Source organism: Arenimonas terrae (assembly GCF_006265115.1).
GTDB classification, from domain to species: Bacteria; Pseudomonadota; Gammaproteobacteria; order Xanthomonadales; family Xanthomonadaceae; genus Arenimonas; species Arenimonas terrae.
The window spans coordinates 24,361-41,828 of the sequence record NZ_SMDR01000001.1; the positions used below are offsets into that span (position 1 = coordinate 24,361).

Annotated in this window: 12 protein-coding genes; 5 read left to right on the forward strand and 7 right to left on the reverse strand. The window is 71.2% G+C overall.

Going from position 1 to position 17,468, the window contains the following annotated elements; all coding sequences use genetic code 11:
- Position 1 precedes the first annotated feature (1 nt).
- The 3 genes from rng to tldD all read left to right on the forward strand — a co-directional run bounded on the left by rng (position 2) and on the right by tldD (position 6,955).
- Entirely contained in the window at positions 2 to 1,486 is a 1,485-nt protein-coding gene (rng, locus tag E1B00_RS00120; protein ID WP_139444643.1) for a ribonuclease G, read from the forward strand.
- 7 nt (positions 1,487 to 1,493) lie between these two features.
- On the forward strand, positions 1,494 to 5,327 hold the full coding sequence (locus E1B00_RS00125; protein ID WP_139444644.1) for a YhdP family protein: 3,834 nt from the start codon (positions 1,494 to 1,496) through the stop codon (positions 5,325 to 5,327).
- A 185-nt stretch (positions 5,328 to 5,512) separates the two neighbouring features.
- Positions 5,513 to 6,955 carry a metalloprotease TldD gene (gene tldD / locus E1B00_RS00130; protein ID WP_139444645.1) on the forward strand — a complete coding sequence of 481 codons (1,443 nt, stop codon included), beginning with the start codon at positions 5,513 to 5,515 and terminating at the stop codon, positions 6,953 to 6,955.
- A gap of 2 nt (positions 6,956 to 6,957) precedes the next feature.
- On the opposite strand, the gene yjgA is transcribed toward tldD, so the two are convergent.
- Complete coding sequence (gene yjgA, locus E1B00_RS00135; RefSeq protein WP_139444646.1) at positions 6,958 to 7,584, reverse strand: ribosome biogenesis factor YjgA; 627 nt, start codon at positions 7,582 to 7,584, stop codon at positions 6,958 to 6,960.
- Between the two features lie 35 nt (positions 7,585 to 7,619).
- Here yjgA and pmbA point away from each other — a divergent pair, with 35 nt between their 5' ends.
- A complete protein-coding gene (pmbA, locus tag E1B00_RS00140; protein ID WP_139444647.1) occupies positions 7,620 to 8,978 on the forward strand; it encodes a metalloprotease PmbA in 1,359 nt (452 codons plus the stop codon).
- A gap of 92 nt (positions 8,979 to 9,070) precedes the next feature.
- A complete protein-coding gene (locus E1B00_RS00145) occupies positions 9,071 to 9,412 on the forward strand; it encodes a DUF4870 domain-containing protein (RefSeq protein WP_139444648.1) in 342 nt (113 codons plus the stop codon).
- A 19-nt stretch (positions 9,413 to 9,431) separates the two neighbouring features.
- Here the strand turns inward: E1B00_RS00145 and E1B00_RS00150 are convergent, their stop codons facing one another.
- The 6 genes from E1B00_RS00150 to dnaE all read right to left on the reverse strand — a co-directional run bounded on the left by E1B00_RS00150 (position 9,432) and on the right by dnaE (position 17,441).
- Entirely contained in the window at positions 9,432 to 10,310 is an 879-nt protein-coding gene (locus E1B00_RS00150; RefSeq protein ID WP_139444649.1) for a polyprenyl synthetase family protein, read from the reverse strand.
- Positions 10,300 to 10,557 carry an exodeoxyribonuclease VII small subunit gene (locus E1B00_RS00155; RefSeq protein ID WP_139444650.1) on the reverse strand — a complete coding sequence of 86 codons (258 nt, stop codon included), beginning with the start codon at positions 10,555 to 10,557 and terminating at the stop codon, positions 10,300 to 10,302. The genes E1B00_RS00150 and E1B00_RS00155 overlap by 11 nt, the downstream gene beginning before the upstream one ends.
- Positions 10,558 to 10,589: 32 nt before the next feature.
- Positions 10,590 to 11,870: a tRNA lysidine(34) synthetase TilS gene (tilS, locus tag E1B00_RS00160; protein WP_139444651.1), complete on the reverse strand. Its 1,281-nt coding sequence runs from the start codon at positions 11,868 to 11,870 to the stop codon at positions 10,590 to 10,592.
- Positions 11,871 to 11,910: 40 nt separating this feature from the next.
- Positions 11,911 to 12,219 carry a hypothetical protein gene (locus tag E1B00_RS00165; protein WP_139444652.1) on the reverse strand — a complete coding sequence of 103 codons (309 nt, stop codon included), beginning with the start codon at positions 12,217 to 12,219 and terminating at the stop codon, positions 11,911 to 11,913.
- A gap of 58 nt (positions 12,220 to 12,277) precedes the next feature.
- The gene (locus E1B00_RS00170) at positions 12,278 to 13,237 is read right to left on the reverse strand and encodes an acetyl-CoA carboxylase carboxyltransferase subunit alpha (protein WP_139444653.1); all 960 of its coding nucleotides are present in this window, start codon (positions 13,235 to 13,237) and stop codon (positions 12,278 to 12,280) included.
- Positions 13,238 to 13,922: 685 nt separating this feature from the next.
- A complete protein-coding gene (gene dnaE / locus E1B00_RS00175) occupies positions 13,923 to 17,441 on the reverse strand; it encodes a DNA polymerase III subunit alpha (RefSeq protein WP_139444654.1) in 3,519 nt (1,172 codons plus the stop codon).
- Positions 17,442 to 17,468: the final 27 nt, after the last annotated feature.

A 17,468-nucleotide genomic window follows, 5' to 3' on the forward strand; every position in this document is an offset into this window, starting at 1 on the left:
CGTGTCCGAGGAAATCCTGATCAACGTCACTCCGCGCGAGACCCGCGTGGCCGTGGTCGAGAACGGCATGCTGCAGGAGCTGCACATCGAGCGCACCTCGCGCCGGGGGGTGGTCGGCAACATCTACAAGGGGCGGGTGCAGCGGGTGATGCCCGGCATGCAGGCGGCCTTCGTCGAGATCGGCCTGGACCGCGCCGCCTTCCTGCACGCCTCCGACATCCTGAAGGTGCCGCAGGTGCAGACCGGCGAGGGCGACGAACCGCCGCCGCCGTCCGGCCCGCCGCCGGCGATCAATGCGCTGGTGCATGAGGGCCAGGAGATCGTGGTGCAGGTGGTCAAGGACCCGATCGGCAGCAAGGGCGCGCGCCTGACCACGCAGATCTCGATCCCGTCGCGCTACCTGGTGTTCCTGCCGCATTCGCGCGTGCTGGGCGTGTCGGCGCGCATCGAGGACGAAACCGAGCGCGCGCGCCTGAAGACCCTGATGGCCGAGCTGGCCAACGGCAGCGGCCAGGGCTACATCGTGCGCACCAATGCCGAAGGCCAGCCCGACGAGGCCCTGGCCGAGGACGTGGCCTACCTGCGCCGCGCCTGGGACGTGATCCGCAGCGCCAGCGCCACCACCAAGGTCGGCCAGCGCATCTACGAGGACCTGGCGCTGCCGCTGCGCGCGGTGCGCGACCTGATGCGCAAGGACGTGGACAAGGTCCGGGTGGATTCGCGCGAGGCCTTCGACCGGCTCAGCGCCTTCGCCGCGCAGTTCATGCCGGCCCTGGCCGAGCGCATCGAGCACTACTCCGGCGAGCGGCCGATCTTCGACCTCTACGGCGTCGAGGACGAGATCCTGCGCGCCATGCAGAAGGAGGTGCCGCTCAAGTCCGGCGGTTACCTGATCATCGACCAGACCGAGGCGATGGCGACGGTGGACGTCAACACCGGCAGCTTCCTCGGCCAGCGCAACCTCGAGGAGACGGTGTACCGCACCAATCTCGAGGCCGCGCAGGCAGTGGCGCGCCAGCTGCGGCTGCGCAACCTGGGCGGCATCATCATCATCGACTTCATCGACATGACCGACGACGAGCACCGCCGCCAGGTGCTGCGCACGCTCGAGAAGGGCCTGTCGCACGACCACGCCCGCACCTCGGTGCACGAGTTCTCGCCGCTGGGCCTGGTCGAGATGACGCGCAAGCGCACCACCGACAGCCTCGAGCGCCAGCTCTGCGAGCCCTGCCACGAATGCGGCGGTCGCGGCACGCTCAAGACCGCCGAGACGCTGACCTACGAGATCTTCCGCGAGATCACCCGCGCGGTGCGCCAGTTCGAGGCCTCGCAGCTGCTGGTGATCGCCTCGCCCAAGGTCGTCACCAAGATCACCGAGGAGGAGTCGGCGGCGGTGGCCGAGCTGGAGGAATTCCTCGGCAAGACGATCCGCTTCCAGGCCGACGAGCAGTACGCGCAGGAACAGTACGACGTGGTCCTGCTCTGACCGGTCGATGACCAGCCCGCTGCGCCGCCGGATCCGCCATGCCCGCCGTTTCCTCGGCTACGGCGCGCTCGTCCTGCTGATCCTGGCCGCCACCCTGGTCGGCGGCCTCAACCAGCTGCTGCCGCTGGTCGAGCGCCATCCGGACAAGGTCGCGGCCTGGCTGAGCGATCGCATCGGCGAGCCGGTCAGCTTCACCCGCGCGGTCGGCGAATGGACCCGGCGCGGGCCGCGCTTCACGCTCGACGGCCTGCGCATCGGTGCCGGCGGCCGCAGCCTCGACATCGGCCGCGCCGAACTGCTGGTGGCGGTGTATTCGGGTCTGCTGCCGGGCGGCAACCTGACCGAGCTGAAGGTGCGCGAGCTGTCGCTGCGCCTGGAGCAGGGCGAGGACCGGCGCTGGCGCCTGGCCGGCCTGCCCTTCGAACCGCAGCCCGGCGTGGATCCGCTGGACACGCTCGAAGCCCTGGGCGAGCTGCAGGTCGAACGCGCGCGCCTGACCGTGAGTTCGCCGGCGCTGCGCTCCGAGCTTCGCCTGCCGCGGGTGGACCTGCGCCTGCGCGTCAGCGGTTCGACCGTCAGGGCCGGCCTGCGCGCCTGGGCCGATCGCGCCGGCACGCCGCTCAACGCGGTGGTGGACCTGGAGCGCGGCGAGTGGTCGGGCCAGCTCTGGGCCGGTGGCAGGAAGCTGCGCCTGGACGAATGGTCGCCGCTGCTGGCCGACACCGGTCTGGTCTTCGCCGGCGCCGGCGACCTGGACCTGTGGGCGCGCATCCAGGCCCAGCGGGTGATGGACGTGCGCAGCCGCGCCGAGTTTTCGCCCCTGGCGCTGGGCGCGCGCCAGCCCTGGCGCGACCGCGGCGACGGTCGGCTGGAATCGCCGCCGGTCGCTTTCGAACGCGCCAACCTGCTGGCGCGCTGGCAGGTGGACGACAACGGCTGGCAGCTGCACGTGCCGCAGCTGGACTTCCACGAAACCGGCCGGCGCGAGCCACGCAGTTTCGACGGCCTGTGGCTGGCCGGCGGCAAGCGTTTCGCGCTGCAGGCGCCGCGCCTGGACCTGGCGCCGGCGCGTGCGCTGGCCACGCTCAGCCCGGCCGTGCCCGCCGGCCTGCGCCGCTGGCTGCACGAAGCCGCGCCCGACGGCGAACTGCGCTGGCTCGACGTGCGCGGGCGCGAGGGCGAGTGGAGCGGGTCGGCGCGCTTCGACGCGGTCGGCTGGAGCCCCTATGGCGACAGCCCCGGTCTGCAGGGCCTGAGCGGCGATGCCGCCTTCGACGAGGGCGGCGGCGTGCTGCGGCTGGCCGACGGGTCGGCGCGCTTCGACTGGCCGCGTTTCCGGCAGCCGCTGGACCTGCGCATGGACGGCACGCTCGGCTGGTGGCGCGACGGCGGGCAGTGGACCGCCGGTGCCGGCGGCCTGCGCGTTCGCGGCGCCGACTTCGGCGCCACGGTGCGCGCCGAACTGCAGTTCCCCGGCGACGGCACCCGTCCGCGCCTGGACCTGGCCGCGGACGTGGACGAGTCCGCCGTCGTGACCTCGCACAAGTTCTGGGTGGTCGGGAAGATGCCGCCCGCCACCATCGACTGGCTCGACAACGCGCTGCGGGACGGCCGCGTCGAAAAGGGCCGGGCGGTGCTGGCCGGCGACCTCGACGATTGGCCGTTCCGCGAGCGCCAGGGCCGCTTCGACGCGCGCGCGCGGGTGCGCCAGGCGCGCGTCGCCTTCAATCCCGAGTGGCCGCCGGCCGAAGCGCTGGACCTGGATGTGAGCTTCGACGGGCCGGGCATGGCGCTGGAAGGCGAGGGCATGATCCAGGGCAACCGGGTGCGCCGCGTCGCCGGCGGCATTGCCGACTTCAAGGACCCGCGGCTGCTGCTGGACATCGACTCACCGGCCAACGGCGAGTCGCTGCAGGCGCTGATGCTGGCCAGTCCACTGCGCCAGCGCTACGAAGAACACCTGCGCAACGCCCGCATCCGCGGCCCGGCCACGGTCGCGCTGGACCTGGACCTGCCGCTGGCCGCGCGCCTGGGCGGCCGGCGCATCGAGGGCACGCTGGACCTGGAGAAGGCGCAGCTTTCGGACCCGCGCTGGAAGATCGACTTCAGCCAGGTCAGCGGCCGAACGCGCTTCAGCGACCAGGGTTTCGCCGCCGAACAGCTGGCGGTCGAGTTCGAAGGCAAGCCGGCCACCTTCAGCCTGCTGGTCGGCAGCTTCACCGGCGAGCCGGCCCTGGCGGCGCGCGCCACCCTGGTCGGCGAGCTGCCGCCGCAGGTGCTGCTGGCGCGGCATCCGCCGCTGGCCTGGCTCGACCCCTGGCTGCAGGGCAGCAGCGCCTGGACCGTGGACGTGCGCATCCCGCAGGCGCTGCCGGGCCAGACCACGCCGCCGGCCCAGCTCAACATCACCACCGACCTGGTCGGCACCGCCGTGGGCCTGCCGGCGCCGCTGGCCAAGGCCGCGGGCACGTCGCTGCCGCTGAGCCTGCAGGCGCCGCTGCCGGTCGGCGCCGGCGAGGTGCAGCTGCGCCTGGGCGAGGTGATGCGGATGCGCGGCCGCGTCGGCGCCGACGAGGCCATGACCGGCCTGATCCATTTTGGTCCCGGCGAGCCTGGTGCGCTGCCCGACCGGGGCCTGGTCGTGCGCGGCGTCAGCGAAAGCCTGGATGCCGCCGGCTGGATCGGCTTCGCCGCCAAGGGCGAAGGCGCCGGCGCGCTGCGCGAGGTCGACCTGCGGGTGGCGACGCTGGACCTGCTGGGTTCGCCCTTCGCCGACACGCGTCTGCAGCTGCGGCGCGAGGCGGCGACCACGCGCGTGTCGCTGGAGGGACCGGCGATCTCCGGGCGCGTGGACATTCCCTCGGAACTCTCGCTCGGCGTGCAGGGCAGCTTCAGCCGCCTGCACTGGCCGCAGAAACCCGAGCCGACGCTGGAACAGATCGCGGCGGCCGACGCCGGCCTCAGCGACGACCCGCGCAGGCTGCCGCCGCTGCGTTTCGGCGTCGAGGACCTGCGCATGGGCAGCCTGGCGCTGGGCAAATCGGAACTGCTGGCGGTGCCGGTGCCCGAAGGTCTGCGCATCGAACGTTTCAGCACCCGCTCGCCCAGCCTGGAGCTGCTGGCCAGCGGCGAGTGGCAGCACGCGGGCGAAGGCAGGGCGCGCTCGCGCTTCGAAGTCGAGTTCACCGCCAGCAGCCTGGGCGAGCTGCTCGATGCTTTTGGCCTGGCCGGCATGGTGGACGACGGCGAGACCCGCGGCCGGCTCGACGGCAGCTGGGCCGGATCGCCCGGCAATTTCGCCCTGGCCCGCTTCACCGGACGCCTGAAGGCCGACGTCGGCGAAGGCCACCTGCTGGAGGTCGAACCCGGCGGCAGCGGCCGCGTGCTCGGCCTGATCAGCCTGGCCGAAATCCCGCGCCGCCTGAGCCTGGACTTCAGCGACTTCTTCAACAAGGGCTTCGCCTTCAACACCATGAGCGGCGAGTTCGTCTTCGCCGACGGTTACGCCCGTACCGACCTGCTGCAGATCAACGGCCCCGCGGCCGAGATCCGCGTCAGCGGCTCCACCGATCTGCGCCGGCAGGAATACGACCAGCGCATCGAGGTGCTGCCCAAGGCGGGCGGCGTGCTGCCGGCGATCGGCCTGGTGGCCGGTGGCCCGGTCGGCGCGGCCGTGGGCGCGATGGCGCAGGCCGTGCTGCAGAAGCCGCTCAAGCAGGCCGCACGTACGGTCTACCGGATCACCGGGCCGTGGAAGGATCCGAAGATCGAGGTGATCGAGAAGGGTCCGCCGCCGGTGAACCGGGAAGCCGAAAGCCAGGAAGTAGAGAGGAGGAAGTAGGAAGTAGAGAAAAGCCTGGTGCGGGCGCCGGTTACGTCGACTCTACTTCCTACTTCCTACTTCCTACTTCCTACTTCCTGCTTCCTACTTCCTACTTCCTGCCTCCCGCCCGGCGGCGTCCCTTGATCCTTCGTCCCGCCACCCGCATCTGTCACCCTGTAACCCACCGTTTCCAGGCCCAGCGCATGACCGACACCCTGCAACTCGCCCAATCGCGCCTGCTCACGCCCGGTGGCCTCGGCCTGGACGGGCTGGACGCGGCGTTCTCGCGCCTGATGGGCCCGGGCGTGGACTTCGGCGACCTGTATTTCCAGCACAGCCGGCGCGAGAGCTGGAGCCTGGAGGACGGCATCGTCAAGGACGGCTCGCACGCGATCGAGCAGGGCGTCGGTGTACGCGCGGTCAGCGGCGAGAAGACCGGTTTCGCGTATTCCGACGACATCCGCGCCGACGCGCTGCTCGAATCCGCCGGCGCCGCCCGCGCGATCAGCCGCAGCGGCGCCAGCCACGGCGGCGGCCAGCGCATCGTCGTGCCGGGCCGCGCGCTGTACGCGCCGCTGGACCCGATCGAGGGCATGGACGCGGACGGCAAGATCGCCGCGCTGCGCGCCGTCGACCACTGGCTGCGCGACCAGGACCCGCGCGTGCGCCAGGTCATCGTCAGCCTGGCCGGCGGCGTCGATACCGTGCTGGTGGCGCGCAGCGACGGCGTGCTGGCCTCGGACGTGCGGCCGCTGGTGCGCTTCAACGTGCAGGTGATCGTCGAACAGGACGGGCGCCGCGAGCAGGGCTATGCCGGCGCCGGCGGCCGCTATTCCTACGAGGAACTCTTCGCCGGCGGCAAGCCGCGCGAGGTCGCGCGCGAGGCCCTGCGCCAGGCGCTGGTGAACCTGGACGCGATCGACGCGCCGGCTGGCACGCTGCCGGTCGTGCTCGGCCCGGGCTGGCCGGGCGTGCTGCTGCACGAAGCGGTCGGCCACGGCCTGGAGGGCGACTTCAACCGCAAGGGCACCTCCGTGTACGCCGGCCGCATCGGCGAGCGCGTGGCGGCGCCGGGCGTCACCATCGTCGACGACGGCACGCTCGCTTCGCGGCGCGGCTCGCTCAACATCGACGACGAAGGCACGCCGACCCAGTGCACCACGCTGATCGAGGACGGCATCCTGCGCGGCTACCTGCAGGACACGCTCAACGCCCGCCTGATGGGCGTGGCGCCGACCGGCAACGGCCGTCGCGAGTCCTTCGCCCACCTGCCGATGCCGCGCATGACCAATACCTACATGCTGGCCGGCAACTACGATCCGGCCGAAATCATCGCCTCGGTGAAGAAGGGCCTGTACGCGCCCAACTTCGGCGGCGGCCAGGTCGACATCACCAGCGGCAAGTTCGTGTTCTCGGCCACCGAGGCCTACCTGATCGAAGACGGCAGGATCACCCGGCCGGTGAAGGGCGCCACCCTGATCGGCAACGGCCCGGAGGCGATGACCCGCGTGTCCATGGTCGGCCGCGACCTGCAGCTCGACGCCGGCGTCGGCGTCTGCGGCAAGGATGGCCAGAGCGTGCCGGTGGGCGTGGGCCAGCCCAGCCTGAAGATCGACGCGATGACGGTCGGCGGCACCCGCGCGTGAGCTCAGCCGCGGCCGCTGTCGAAATCGAAGTCGTCCGGCGCGATGTAGTCGGATTCGTCGACGGTGTCGATCTCGATCTCGAGCTCGTCGGCTTCGTCCGGCACCGGCGCTTCGGCCAGCAGGTCGCGCAGTTCGCGGAACAGTTCGCGGTAGGCGTGCGGCGGCTTGTTCTTGAGCTTTTCCTGGTGCGCGTTGCGCGCCAGCTGGCGCAGGTGCTGGCGGTCGGCGTGCGGATGCAGGGCCAGCAGCTCCGACAGCGCGCCGTCGCCGTCGGCGATCAGCCGGTCGCGCCAGTATTCGACCTGGTGCAGGGCCTGGGCCTCGCGCCGGCCTTCGACCTTGTCGTGGTCGAGCGCGGCGCGGATCGCCTGCAGGGCGTCGTCGTCCTGCCGGCGCATGATCTTGGCCAGGTACTGCGCCTGCCGCTTGCGGGCGATCTGGGCGGTGATCTTCTTGGACGCCAGCACCAGGTTGCGCAGGTCCTCGTCCATCGGGATCTGGCCGATGCGCGCGTCGGACTGCTCCATCAACTGCAGGGCCAGCGCCAGCACGCCCAGGGCCTCGCGCCGCTGTTCGCTGCGGCTCGGGCCGAAATCCTCTTCCTGTTCGAACTCGTCGCTGTTATGCATCGTCCACCACCGTTCCGGAGCGAAAGGATACGCCCATGCACGCCCTGACCCCAGCCTCCGACGATTCCCGGGAGCGGATGGACCGCCTGTCCGGCCTGGCGGGCGAGGTGCTGCGCCTGTGCGCGGCCCGCGGCGCCAGCCAGGCCGAGGTCGCCCTGAACGAGGACCGCGGCCTGTCGGTGAACCTGCGCATGGGCGAAGTCGAGACGGTCGAGCGCACCCGGGACCGCGGTGTCGCCCTGACCGTCTATTTCGGCCAGCGCAAGGGTAGCGCGAGCACCGCCGACCTGCAGCCGGGCAGTCTGGAGGCCACGGTCGAGCAGGCCTGCGCGATCGCCCGCTTCACCGAGCCCGATCCGGCCTCCGGCCTCGCCGACGCCCACCGCATGGCCACCGACCTGCGCGAGTTCGACAGCTGGTCGCCCTGGGCCCTGGACGCCGACCAGGCCATCGCACTGGCCCAGCAGGCCGAGGCTGCCGGCCTGGCGGCGGATCCGCGCATCGCCAACTCCGACGGCGCCTCGGCCTACACCGGCGACAGCGTCTCGGTGTACGCCAACAGCCACGGCTTCACCGGCGCCGAGCGCGGCACCAGCCACTCGCTCAGCGTCTCCCTGATCGCGGGCCGCGGCGACGCCATGCAGCGCGAGTACTGGTACACCAGCGGCCTGGCGCCCGAAGACCTGGAGGCACCGGCCGCGGTCGGCCGCCGTGCCGCCGAGCGCACCGTCGCCCGGCTCGATCCGCGCCCGATCCGGACCGGCGAATACCCGGTGTTGTTCGCGCCGGAAATGGCCCGAAGCCTGGTCGGCCACCTGCTGGGCGCGATCTCGGGCGGCGCGCTGTACCGGCGCGCCAGCTTCCTGCTCGACCACGTCGGCAAGCCGGTGCTGCCGTCCTGGTTCAGCCTGGTCGAACGCCCGCACCTCAAGCGCGGGCTGCGCTCGGCCGCCTTCGACGCCGAAGGCGTGGCGACGGTGGATTCGGACGTGGTGCGCGACGGTGTGCTGCAGCGCTACCTGCTGGGCAGCTATTCGGCCCGCAAGCTCGGCCTGGAGAGCACCGGCAATGCCGGAGGCGTGCACAACCTCGAGACCACGGCCAATGCCGCCGGCCTGGACGAGATGCTGCGCGGCATGGGCACCGGCCTGCTGGTGACCGAGCTGATGGGGCAGGGCGCCAACACGGTCACCGGCGACTATTCGCGGGGCGCCAGCGGCTTCTGGGTCGAAAACGGCGAGATCGTGCACCCGGTCGACGAGCTGACCATCGCCGGCCGCCTGCAGGACCTGTTCCTGGCGATCGAAGCGGTCGGCGCCGACGTCGACCGGCGCTCGCACGTGGGCATCGGTTCGGTCCTGGTCGGGCGCCTGATGGTGGCCGGGGAGGCCTGATTCCCCGTTGCCTTGACAGCCCCTTCACCAGGCCGGACATTAGCGCCACCGCGACGCCCGCAGCGTCGTTTCACAACAAGAAGGGGAGAGAAATGAGCGACGTTGCGCAGGAAGACCGGACCATGGGCCTGATCGCCCACCTCAGCGGCATCATCACCGGCTTCATCGGCCCGCTGGTGATCTGGCTGATCAACAAGGACAAGGCCGACAAGGGCTGGATCACCGGCCAGGCCAAGGAAGCGCTGAACTTCCAGATCACGGTCATCCTGGCCATGATCGCCGCCATCATCCTGACCATCGTCTCGCTGGGCCTGCTGTTCTTCATGCCCATGCTGGTCGGCATCGGCGCCCTGGTGCTGTGCATCCTCGCCGGCATCAAGGCCAACGAAGGCGTGGACTACCGCTATCCGTTCGCGATCCGCCTGATCAAATAAGCGGAGCCGGCGGCGCGGGTCAGCTGGCCCGCGCCACCGCGAACTCGGCGAGCCGACGCAAGGCGTCGGCGCGCCCGCCAAGCGGCCCCAGGGCCGCTTTTGTTTTTTCCGCCTGCTCGTGCAGCCGCGCCTTGGCGCCGTCCATGCCCAGCAGGGCCGGATAGGTGGATTTTTCCTGCGCCTGGTCCTTGCCGGCGGTCTTGCCGAGCTGGGCGCTGTCGGCCTCGATGTCGAGGATGTCGTCGCGGATCTGGAAGGCCAGGCCCAGGGCCGCCGCGTATTCGTCCAGGCGGGCCAGCGTCGCCGTGTCGGCGCCGCCGGCCAGCGCGCCCATGCGCACCGCGGAACGGATCAGCGCGCCGGTCTTGAGCGCATGCAGGCGTTCGAGCCCGGCCAGGTCGAGCGCGGCGCCGGTGCCGGCCATGTCCAGCGCCTGGCCGCCGCACATGCCGCGTGCGCCGGTGGCCTGCGCCAGCGACTGCAGCCAGGCCACGCGCAGCGCCGGGTCGGCCGGCGATTCGGCCAGCACGCTGAAGGCCAGGGCCTGCAGCGCGTCGCCGGCGAGGATGGCGGTGGCTTCGTCGAAGGCTACGTGTACGGTCGGGCGGCCGCGGCGCAGGGAGTCGTCGTCCATCGCCGGCAGGTCGTCGTGCACCAGCGAAAACGCGTGCACCAGTTCGACGGCGGCGGCCGGCGCGTCGAGCAGGATCTCGCCGGCGCCGGTCGCTTCGCCGGCGGCGTAGACCAGCAGCGGCCGCAGGCGCTTGCCGCCGCCGAGCACGGCGTGGCGCATGGCCCGGTGCAGGTGTTGCGGGGACTGGTCGGGCGCCGGCAGCGCAGCCTCCAGGCGGGTCTCGACGCGCTGCAGCCAGCGCGCGAGGCGCGGCTCAGGAAGCATCGGGCTGGAAGGGCTGGGCGCTGTCGGGATCAGCCGGATCGCTGAGCAGGCGCACGCGCAGTTCGGCCTGTTCCAGCGCGCTCTGGCACTGGCGGTACAGACCGACGCCGCGTTCGTAGGCGGCGAGCGAATCGTCCAGCGAGAGATCGCCCTTCTCCATCTTCTGCACCAGCTGTTCGAGCTCGTCGAGCGAGGTTTCGAACTGGGCGACGGGGGACGGCGGCGGTGCGGGGGTCTTGGCGGCCATGGCGGAAGTTTGCGCGGGCGGGGCCGGGGCGGTCAATCGGCGGGCGTGTGCCGCAGGCGCCGCGCACCGGCCTGCAGCCAGGCCGACAGCCGCGCCGAGACCACCACGTCGCCGGCGGCCAGCAGCTCGCCGTCGTCGGCGAACAGCAGCGGCAGCCGTTCGCGCTCCCAGGGCGGCAGGCCGAGGTCCTGCAGCACCTGCTTGAGCTCGCTGGAGTGGCCGCGACCGGGCAGCACGAGGCGTTCACCACCGGCGCGCGCGCGTACCGACACCGGCCCTTCGAAACCGCCCGCGGGCTCCAGTGCAAGGGTGCCGCCGCCGGGCAGGGCCAGCGGCGCCAGGCCATCCCATTCCGCCTGCCAGACCGGAGGCAGCGGCGCCTGCACGCGGCCGGCATGCAGGCCGTCGCGCCAGCGCCGGATCACCGCACCGGCCCAGCGGAATTCGCCGCGGCTCTCGTCGCGTTCGGCCAACAGTTCGGCGTCGATCGTGCGGGTGGCGTCGCCGGGCAGCGGCGGCAGCTGCAGCGCGCGGACCCAGGCACGCAGCAGGCGGTCGCGCCAGGCCGCGGGCTGCGCCATCAGGCCGGGCAGGTCGAGCCGCGCCGGGTCCAGGCCCTGCAGCATGGCCAGGCGCCGCGCGTCCTCGCCGGCGAGCAGGTCAGCCTGGGTCGCCAGCAGCGCCGCGCTGCGCGCCAATGCGACGGGCGCCTGCGGCCAGCGTTCGCCGAGCAGCGGCAGCACGCGGTGGCGCAGGAAATTGCGGTCGTGGCGCTCGCTGGCATTGGAGGGGTCCTCGATCCAGGCCAGGCCCCGGCTTTCGGCGAACCGCTGCAGTTCGGCGCGCGGCACGGCCAGCAGCGGCCGCCACAGCCAGCCGCGCCCGAACGCACGCTGCGACCGCATCGCCGACAGGCCGTCGCCGGAACCGCGCAGCAGGCGCAGCAGCACCGTCTCGGCCTGGTCGTCGCGGTGGTGCGCCAGCGCGATCAGCTCGCCATCGAGTTGCCAGTCGAGCAGGGCCCGGTGCCGCGCGGCGCGCGCGGCCGCTTCCAGGCCGTGGCCGCTGTCGCGCACGGCGACGCGGCGCGAGGCGAAGTCGACGCCGAGCGCCGCGCAGGCCGACGCACAGGTTTCCGCCCAGCGGGCCGAGTCCGCATGCAGGCCATGGTCGACATGCAGCGCACGCAGACCGCGGGCGCGGATCGCCGGATCGTCGGCCAGCAGGTGCAGCAGCACCGTCGAATCCTGGCCGCCGCTAAACGCGACGGCGACCGGGCCGGTGCCGGGGGCCGGGGGCAAACTCAGCGGCATGCTGCCTCCGCGATCGCGGCGGCACGCTGGCCGCTGCGCATTACTGGACCTCGAGTTCCAGGCCGCCGACGTATTTCGCGGCCAGGTTGAAGAAGAACGCCGAGATGACGCCGCCAATGAAGCCGAATACGCCGTAGAGGATCGGCAGCACGACCACGGCCGCCAGGCCCATGCCCATCATCATGCCGCCGCCCAGCGCCGCATTCTCCTCGCCGCCCATGGCCATCATCGCGCCGCCGCCGATCACGGCGAACAGCGCGTACAGGATGCCGAACAGCAGGCCGATGCCGGCGTACATCACGGCCATCAGCTTGCCGAGCGACAGCACGCCAATCTTGCGGATCACCATGTCGATCTCCCCTTCGAACGCCGGCCGCAGGATTGCGTCCGGGCGATGATGCGATCGTTCACGCCGCCTCGTAGGCCCCGTAGCTGCGCAGGCGGCGGTAGCGCCGCTCGAGCAGGTCGGCGGTGTCCAGCGCGTCGAGCTTGGCCAGTTCGTCCTGGATCGTGCGCTTGAGCGTGGTGGCCATCGCGGCCGGGTCGCGGTGGGCGCCGCCCAGCGGTTCGGGCACGATGTGGTCGATCAGTCCGTGTTCGAGCAGGCGCTTGGCGGTCAGGCCCAGGGCCTCGGCCGCATCGCGGGCCTTCTCGGCCGACTTCCACAGGATCGACGCGCAGCCTTCCGGCGAGATCACCGAGTAGGTGCTGTATTCGAGCATCAGGGTGCGGTCGCCGACGCCGATGGCGAGCGCGCCGCCGGAGCCGCCTTCGCCGATCACGGTGCAGATGATCGGCACCTTCAGCTCGGCCATCTCCAGCAGGTTGCGGGCGATGGCCTCGGACTGGCCGCGCTCCTCGGCGCCGACGCCGGGGTAGGCGCCCGGTGTGTCGATGAAGGTCAGCAGCGGCAGCTTGAAGCGTTCGGCCATCTTCATCAGGCGCAGGGCCTTGCGGTAACCCTCGGGGCGCGGCATGCCGAAGTTGCGCTTGATCTTGGCCTTGGTGTCGCGGCCCTTCTGCTGGCCGATCACCATCACGCTGCGGCCGTCCATCCGGGCCAGGCCGCCGACGATGGCGGCGTCGTCGGCGAAGGCGCGGTCGCCGGCGAGCTCATGGAACTCGTCGAACATCAGGCCCAGGTAGTCGTTGGTGTAGGGCCGCTGCGGGTGCCGCGCCAGCTGCGAGATCTGCCAGGGCGTCAGGGCCTTGAAGATCTCCGCGGTGCGGGCGCGCAGTTTCTCCTGCAGGCCGTTGACCTCGGTTTCGATATTGACGGCGGGGCCGGTGCTGGCCCGGCGCAGTTCCTGGATCTTGGCGTCCAGTTCGGCGATCGGCTGTTCGAAATCGAGGAAGTTCGGATTCATGGGGTTACTCGGTTCAGACGCGCCAGCCTGGGGCCGGCGGTCTAGAGCAAAGGATCTAGGCCGGCGATTCTATAGGGCTTGGGGGCATTTCTGTAGGCGGCCGGGATTTGGGGACCCGGCTGGGTCTGGGGCCGGGCCCGGTCCTGGCGATTGGACGCCCCACGTGGAGGTTTCGGTGCCGGGCTCGTTCGGGGCGACAGGTCGCCGTACGTTAGGTCTCGTTGCCGGGCTCGTTCGAGGCGATAGGCCGCCGCACGAGGGAACTTTCCCGGACACGCCGTGAATACGTCCATGTAGGCTCTTCAGCGACGTCCATGTCGCTGAAGGTCCGGAAAAGTTCCCTCGCACGACGGCCTGTGGTCGACCAGGGCCGGACTGTCGAACTCGAAGAGCTGGGCGAGCCCGCCGCTGCGTTGCCCCCTGGGCGCAGCTCCAAGTCCGTTGCTGGACACTTGCCAGAATCCAGGACAAGCGAGCGCTTGCCTGAAATCGATTTCCCGGCCCTGATGGTCCGCAGGTCGTCGTGCGTGAGGTCTTTTTCTGCGGCTTCGAAAACAGGGACGTTTTCGAAGAGCCTCCATGGATGGATTCACGGCGTCCGCAGAAAAAGACCTCACGTACGGCGGCCTATCGCCTCGAACGATCCCGGCCAAGGAAGGCGCCAAGGAAGCCGGACAAACGGCGGTCAGCCGCCCTGGGACCAGGGCCGGTGCAGGGCCAGGCTGACCTGGCTGATGCCGGGCAGGGCGCGCAGCTGGCTGATCAGCTCGGGGTCGGTGCGCACGCCCTGGCTGCCGTTGATGTCGACCGTGCCCCGGGCCTTGGCCGAGGTCAGCAGGTCCAGACGCAGCGGCGTGGCGCCGGGGCGGTAACCGGCCAGCAGCTGCTGCAGACGGTCCCAGGCGCCGTGCGCGCGCAGGTCCACCGTCAGGGCCAGGCGCCGCGCGTGCTGGGCGCAGAGCGCGCGGAAGTCCCAGCATTGCCGCGCGCGCAGCACGAAGCCGCCGCTGTACTGGTCCTCGGCCAGGTTGCCCTCGACCAGCAGGATGCGGTCGCGCGAGAGCAGATGGCCCGATTCGGCGAAGGCCTCGCGGAAGAAGGCGATCTCGAGCTGGCCGCGGCCGTCCTCGATGCGCGCGAAGGCCATCGAGTCGCCGCGCCGCCGCACCGCCGAGACGATGCCGGCAAGCACCACGGCCGCTTCGCCGCGCCGGTCCTTCTTCGAACTCCACAGGTGGTCGAGGTCGGCGAGGGTGGCGCCGACCAGGGCCTGCAGCTCGCCGCGCCAGGGGTCGAGCGGATGGCCGCTGAGGTAGTGGCCCAGGGTCTCGCGTTCGCCCAGCAGCTTGGTTTCCAGCGGCCAGTCGGGCGCCTCCGGAAGTTCGATGTGGATCGCGGGCGCGTCGCCCATGCCGCCGAACAGCGACACCTGGCCGGCGGCGCGTTCGCGCGCCAGCTGTTCGGTGGCCTTGATCACTTCGGGCAGCTGCAGCATCAGCGAGGCGCGGTTGGCGCCCAGCGCGTCGAGCGCGCCGGCATGCACCAGGGCCTCGAGCACGCGGCGGTTGAGCTTGCCCATGTCCACGCGCTGGCAGAAATCGAGCAGGTCGCGGAACTCGCCACCGCTGCGCCGCGCCTCGACGATCGATTCGCAGGCGCCGCGGCCGACGCCCTTCACCGCGCCCAGGCCGTAACGCACGGTTTTCGGATCGAGCGCGACGAACATGTAGTCGGAGCTGTTGACGTCCGGCGGCAGCACGGTCAGGCCGATCTCGCGCGCCTCGTCCAGGAAGGTCACCACCTTGTCGGTGTTGTCCATGTCCGAGGACATGGTCGCGGCCATGAATTCGGCCGGGTGGTGCGCCTTGAGCCAGGCGGTCTGGTAGGCGACCAGGGCGTAGGCCGCCGAGTGCGACTTGTTGAAGCCGTAGTCGGCGAATTTCTCCATCAGGTCGAAGATCGGGCTGGCGACGCTGGCCGCGATGCCCTGCTGCTCCGCGCCGGCCTCGAACTTCACGCGCTCCTTGGCCATCTCCTCGGGCTTCTTCTTGCCCATCGCGCGGCGCAGCAGGTCGGCGCCGCCCAGCGAATAGCCGGCCAGGACCTGGGCGATCTGCATCACCTGTTCCTGGTAGACGATGACGCCGTAGGTGGGCTTGAGGATCGGCTCGAGCAGCGGATGCGGGTAGCTGACCTGGGCGCGGCCGTGCCGGCGGTCGATGAAGTCGTCGACCATGCCCGCGCCCAGCGGGCCGGGACGGTACAGCGCCGCCAGCGCGATCAGGTCCTCGAAGTTCGAGGGCTGCAGCTTGCGGATGTAGTCCTTCATGCCGCGCGATTCGAACTGGAACACCGCGGTGGTCTGGCCCTTCGACAGCAGCGCGTAGGTGTCCGGGTCGTCCAGCGGCAGGGCCAGGATCTCGAGGTCGGGAATCTGCGCGCGGCGGCGGCGGGCGTTGATCGCCTTCACCGCCCAGTCGATGATCGTCAGCGTGCGCAGGCCGAGGAAGTCGAACTTCACCAGGCCGACGGCCTCGACGTCGTCCTTGTCGAACTGTGTCACCACCGACTTGGCGGTCTCGCCCTTGGCCACGTGTTCGGCGAACAGCGGGCTGAAGTCGGTCAGCGGCGTCGGCGCGATCACCACGCCGCCGGCGTGCTTGCCGGCGTTGCGGGTGAGGTCTTCCAGGCTGCGCGCCAGGTCGACGAGGTCGCGCACGTCGTCCTCGTCGCGGTAGCGCTGGATCAGCTCGGACGAGGCCAGGTCGGAATTCTTGCGCGCGGCCTCGCTCAGGCCCAGCGCGTCCTCCAGCGTGACGCCCAGCGTCAGCGGGATGAGCTTGGCGACCGAATCGACGAAACCGTAGGGATGGCCCAGCACGCGGCCGCAGTCGCGGATCGCCGCCTTCGCCGCCATCGTGCCGTAGGTGATGATCTGGCTGACCTTGTCGCGCCCGTACTTGCGGCCGACGTAGTCGATCACCTCGTCGCGGCGGTCCATGCAGAAGTCGATGTCGAAGTCGGGCATCGACACACGTTCGGGATTCAGGAACCGCTCGAACAGCAGGTCGTAGCGGATCGGGTCCAGGTCGGTGATGCCCAGCGCCCAGGCCACCAGCGAGCCGGCGCCGGAACCGCGGCCCGGGCCGACCGGGATGTCGTTGCGCTTGGACCAGTTGATGAAGTCCGCGACGATCAGGAAGTAGCCCGGGAAGCCCATCTTGCAGATCACGTCGAGCTCGATGTCCAGGCGCGCGCGGTAGGCGGCCTGGTCGTGGCCCGGCGCCACGTCGAACTTCTGCAGGCGGCCGTCGAGGCCGCGGTGCGATTCTTCGCGGATCCAGCTGTCGAGCGTGTGGCCCTCGGGCACCGGGAAGTCGGGCAGGTAGTACTTGCCCAGGCTCAGCTCCAGGTTGCAGCGCTTGGCCAGCTCGACGGTGTTTTCCAGCGCCTCGGGCAGGTCGGCGAACAGCTCGGCCATTTCCTCGGGCGACTTGAGGTACTGCTCGCGCGAGTACTCGCGCGGGCGCTTGGGGTCGTCGAGCACCCGGCCGGTGGCGATGCAGACGCGGGCCTCGTGCGCCTCGAAGTCGTCGCGCGACAGGAAACGCACGTCGTTGCTGGCCAGCAGCGGCAGGTCGTGGCGCGCCGCCAGCGCGACCGCGGCGGTGTTGAAGGCTTCCTCGCCATCGCGGCCGGTGCGGGTCAGCTCCAGGTACAGCCGGTCGGGGAAGGCGGCGCGCCAGTCGGCCAGCACGCGTTCGGCCTGTTCGCTGCGTCCGCCGGCCAGCAGCGGGCCCAGCGCGCTCTCGCGCCCGGCGATGGCGATCAGGCCGGCGTTGTCGGCGTACAGCCAGCCCGGTTCGATGGCGACGTAGTCGCCGGCGTGGCCTTCGAGGAAGGCGCGCGAGATCAGCCGCGACAGCGCCAGGTAGCCGTCGCGGTTCTGGCACAGCAGGGTCAGCCGGCTGGGGGCGGCGCCGTCGGCGGAGATCCACAGGTCGGCGCCGGCGATGGGCTTGAGGCCCGCGGGCTCGGCCGCCTTGTAGAACTTCACCAGCGCGAACAGGTTGCTGGTGTCGGTGACCGCCACGGCCGGCAGCCCGAGCGCGGCGCAGCGCCCCACCAGCTCCGGGATGCGGACGGTGGAGTCGGTGAGCGAATACTCGCTGTGCAGGTGCAGGTGGACGAAACGGGGCGTCATGCCGGGGACCGCGGGGCGGACCCGCAG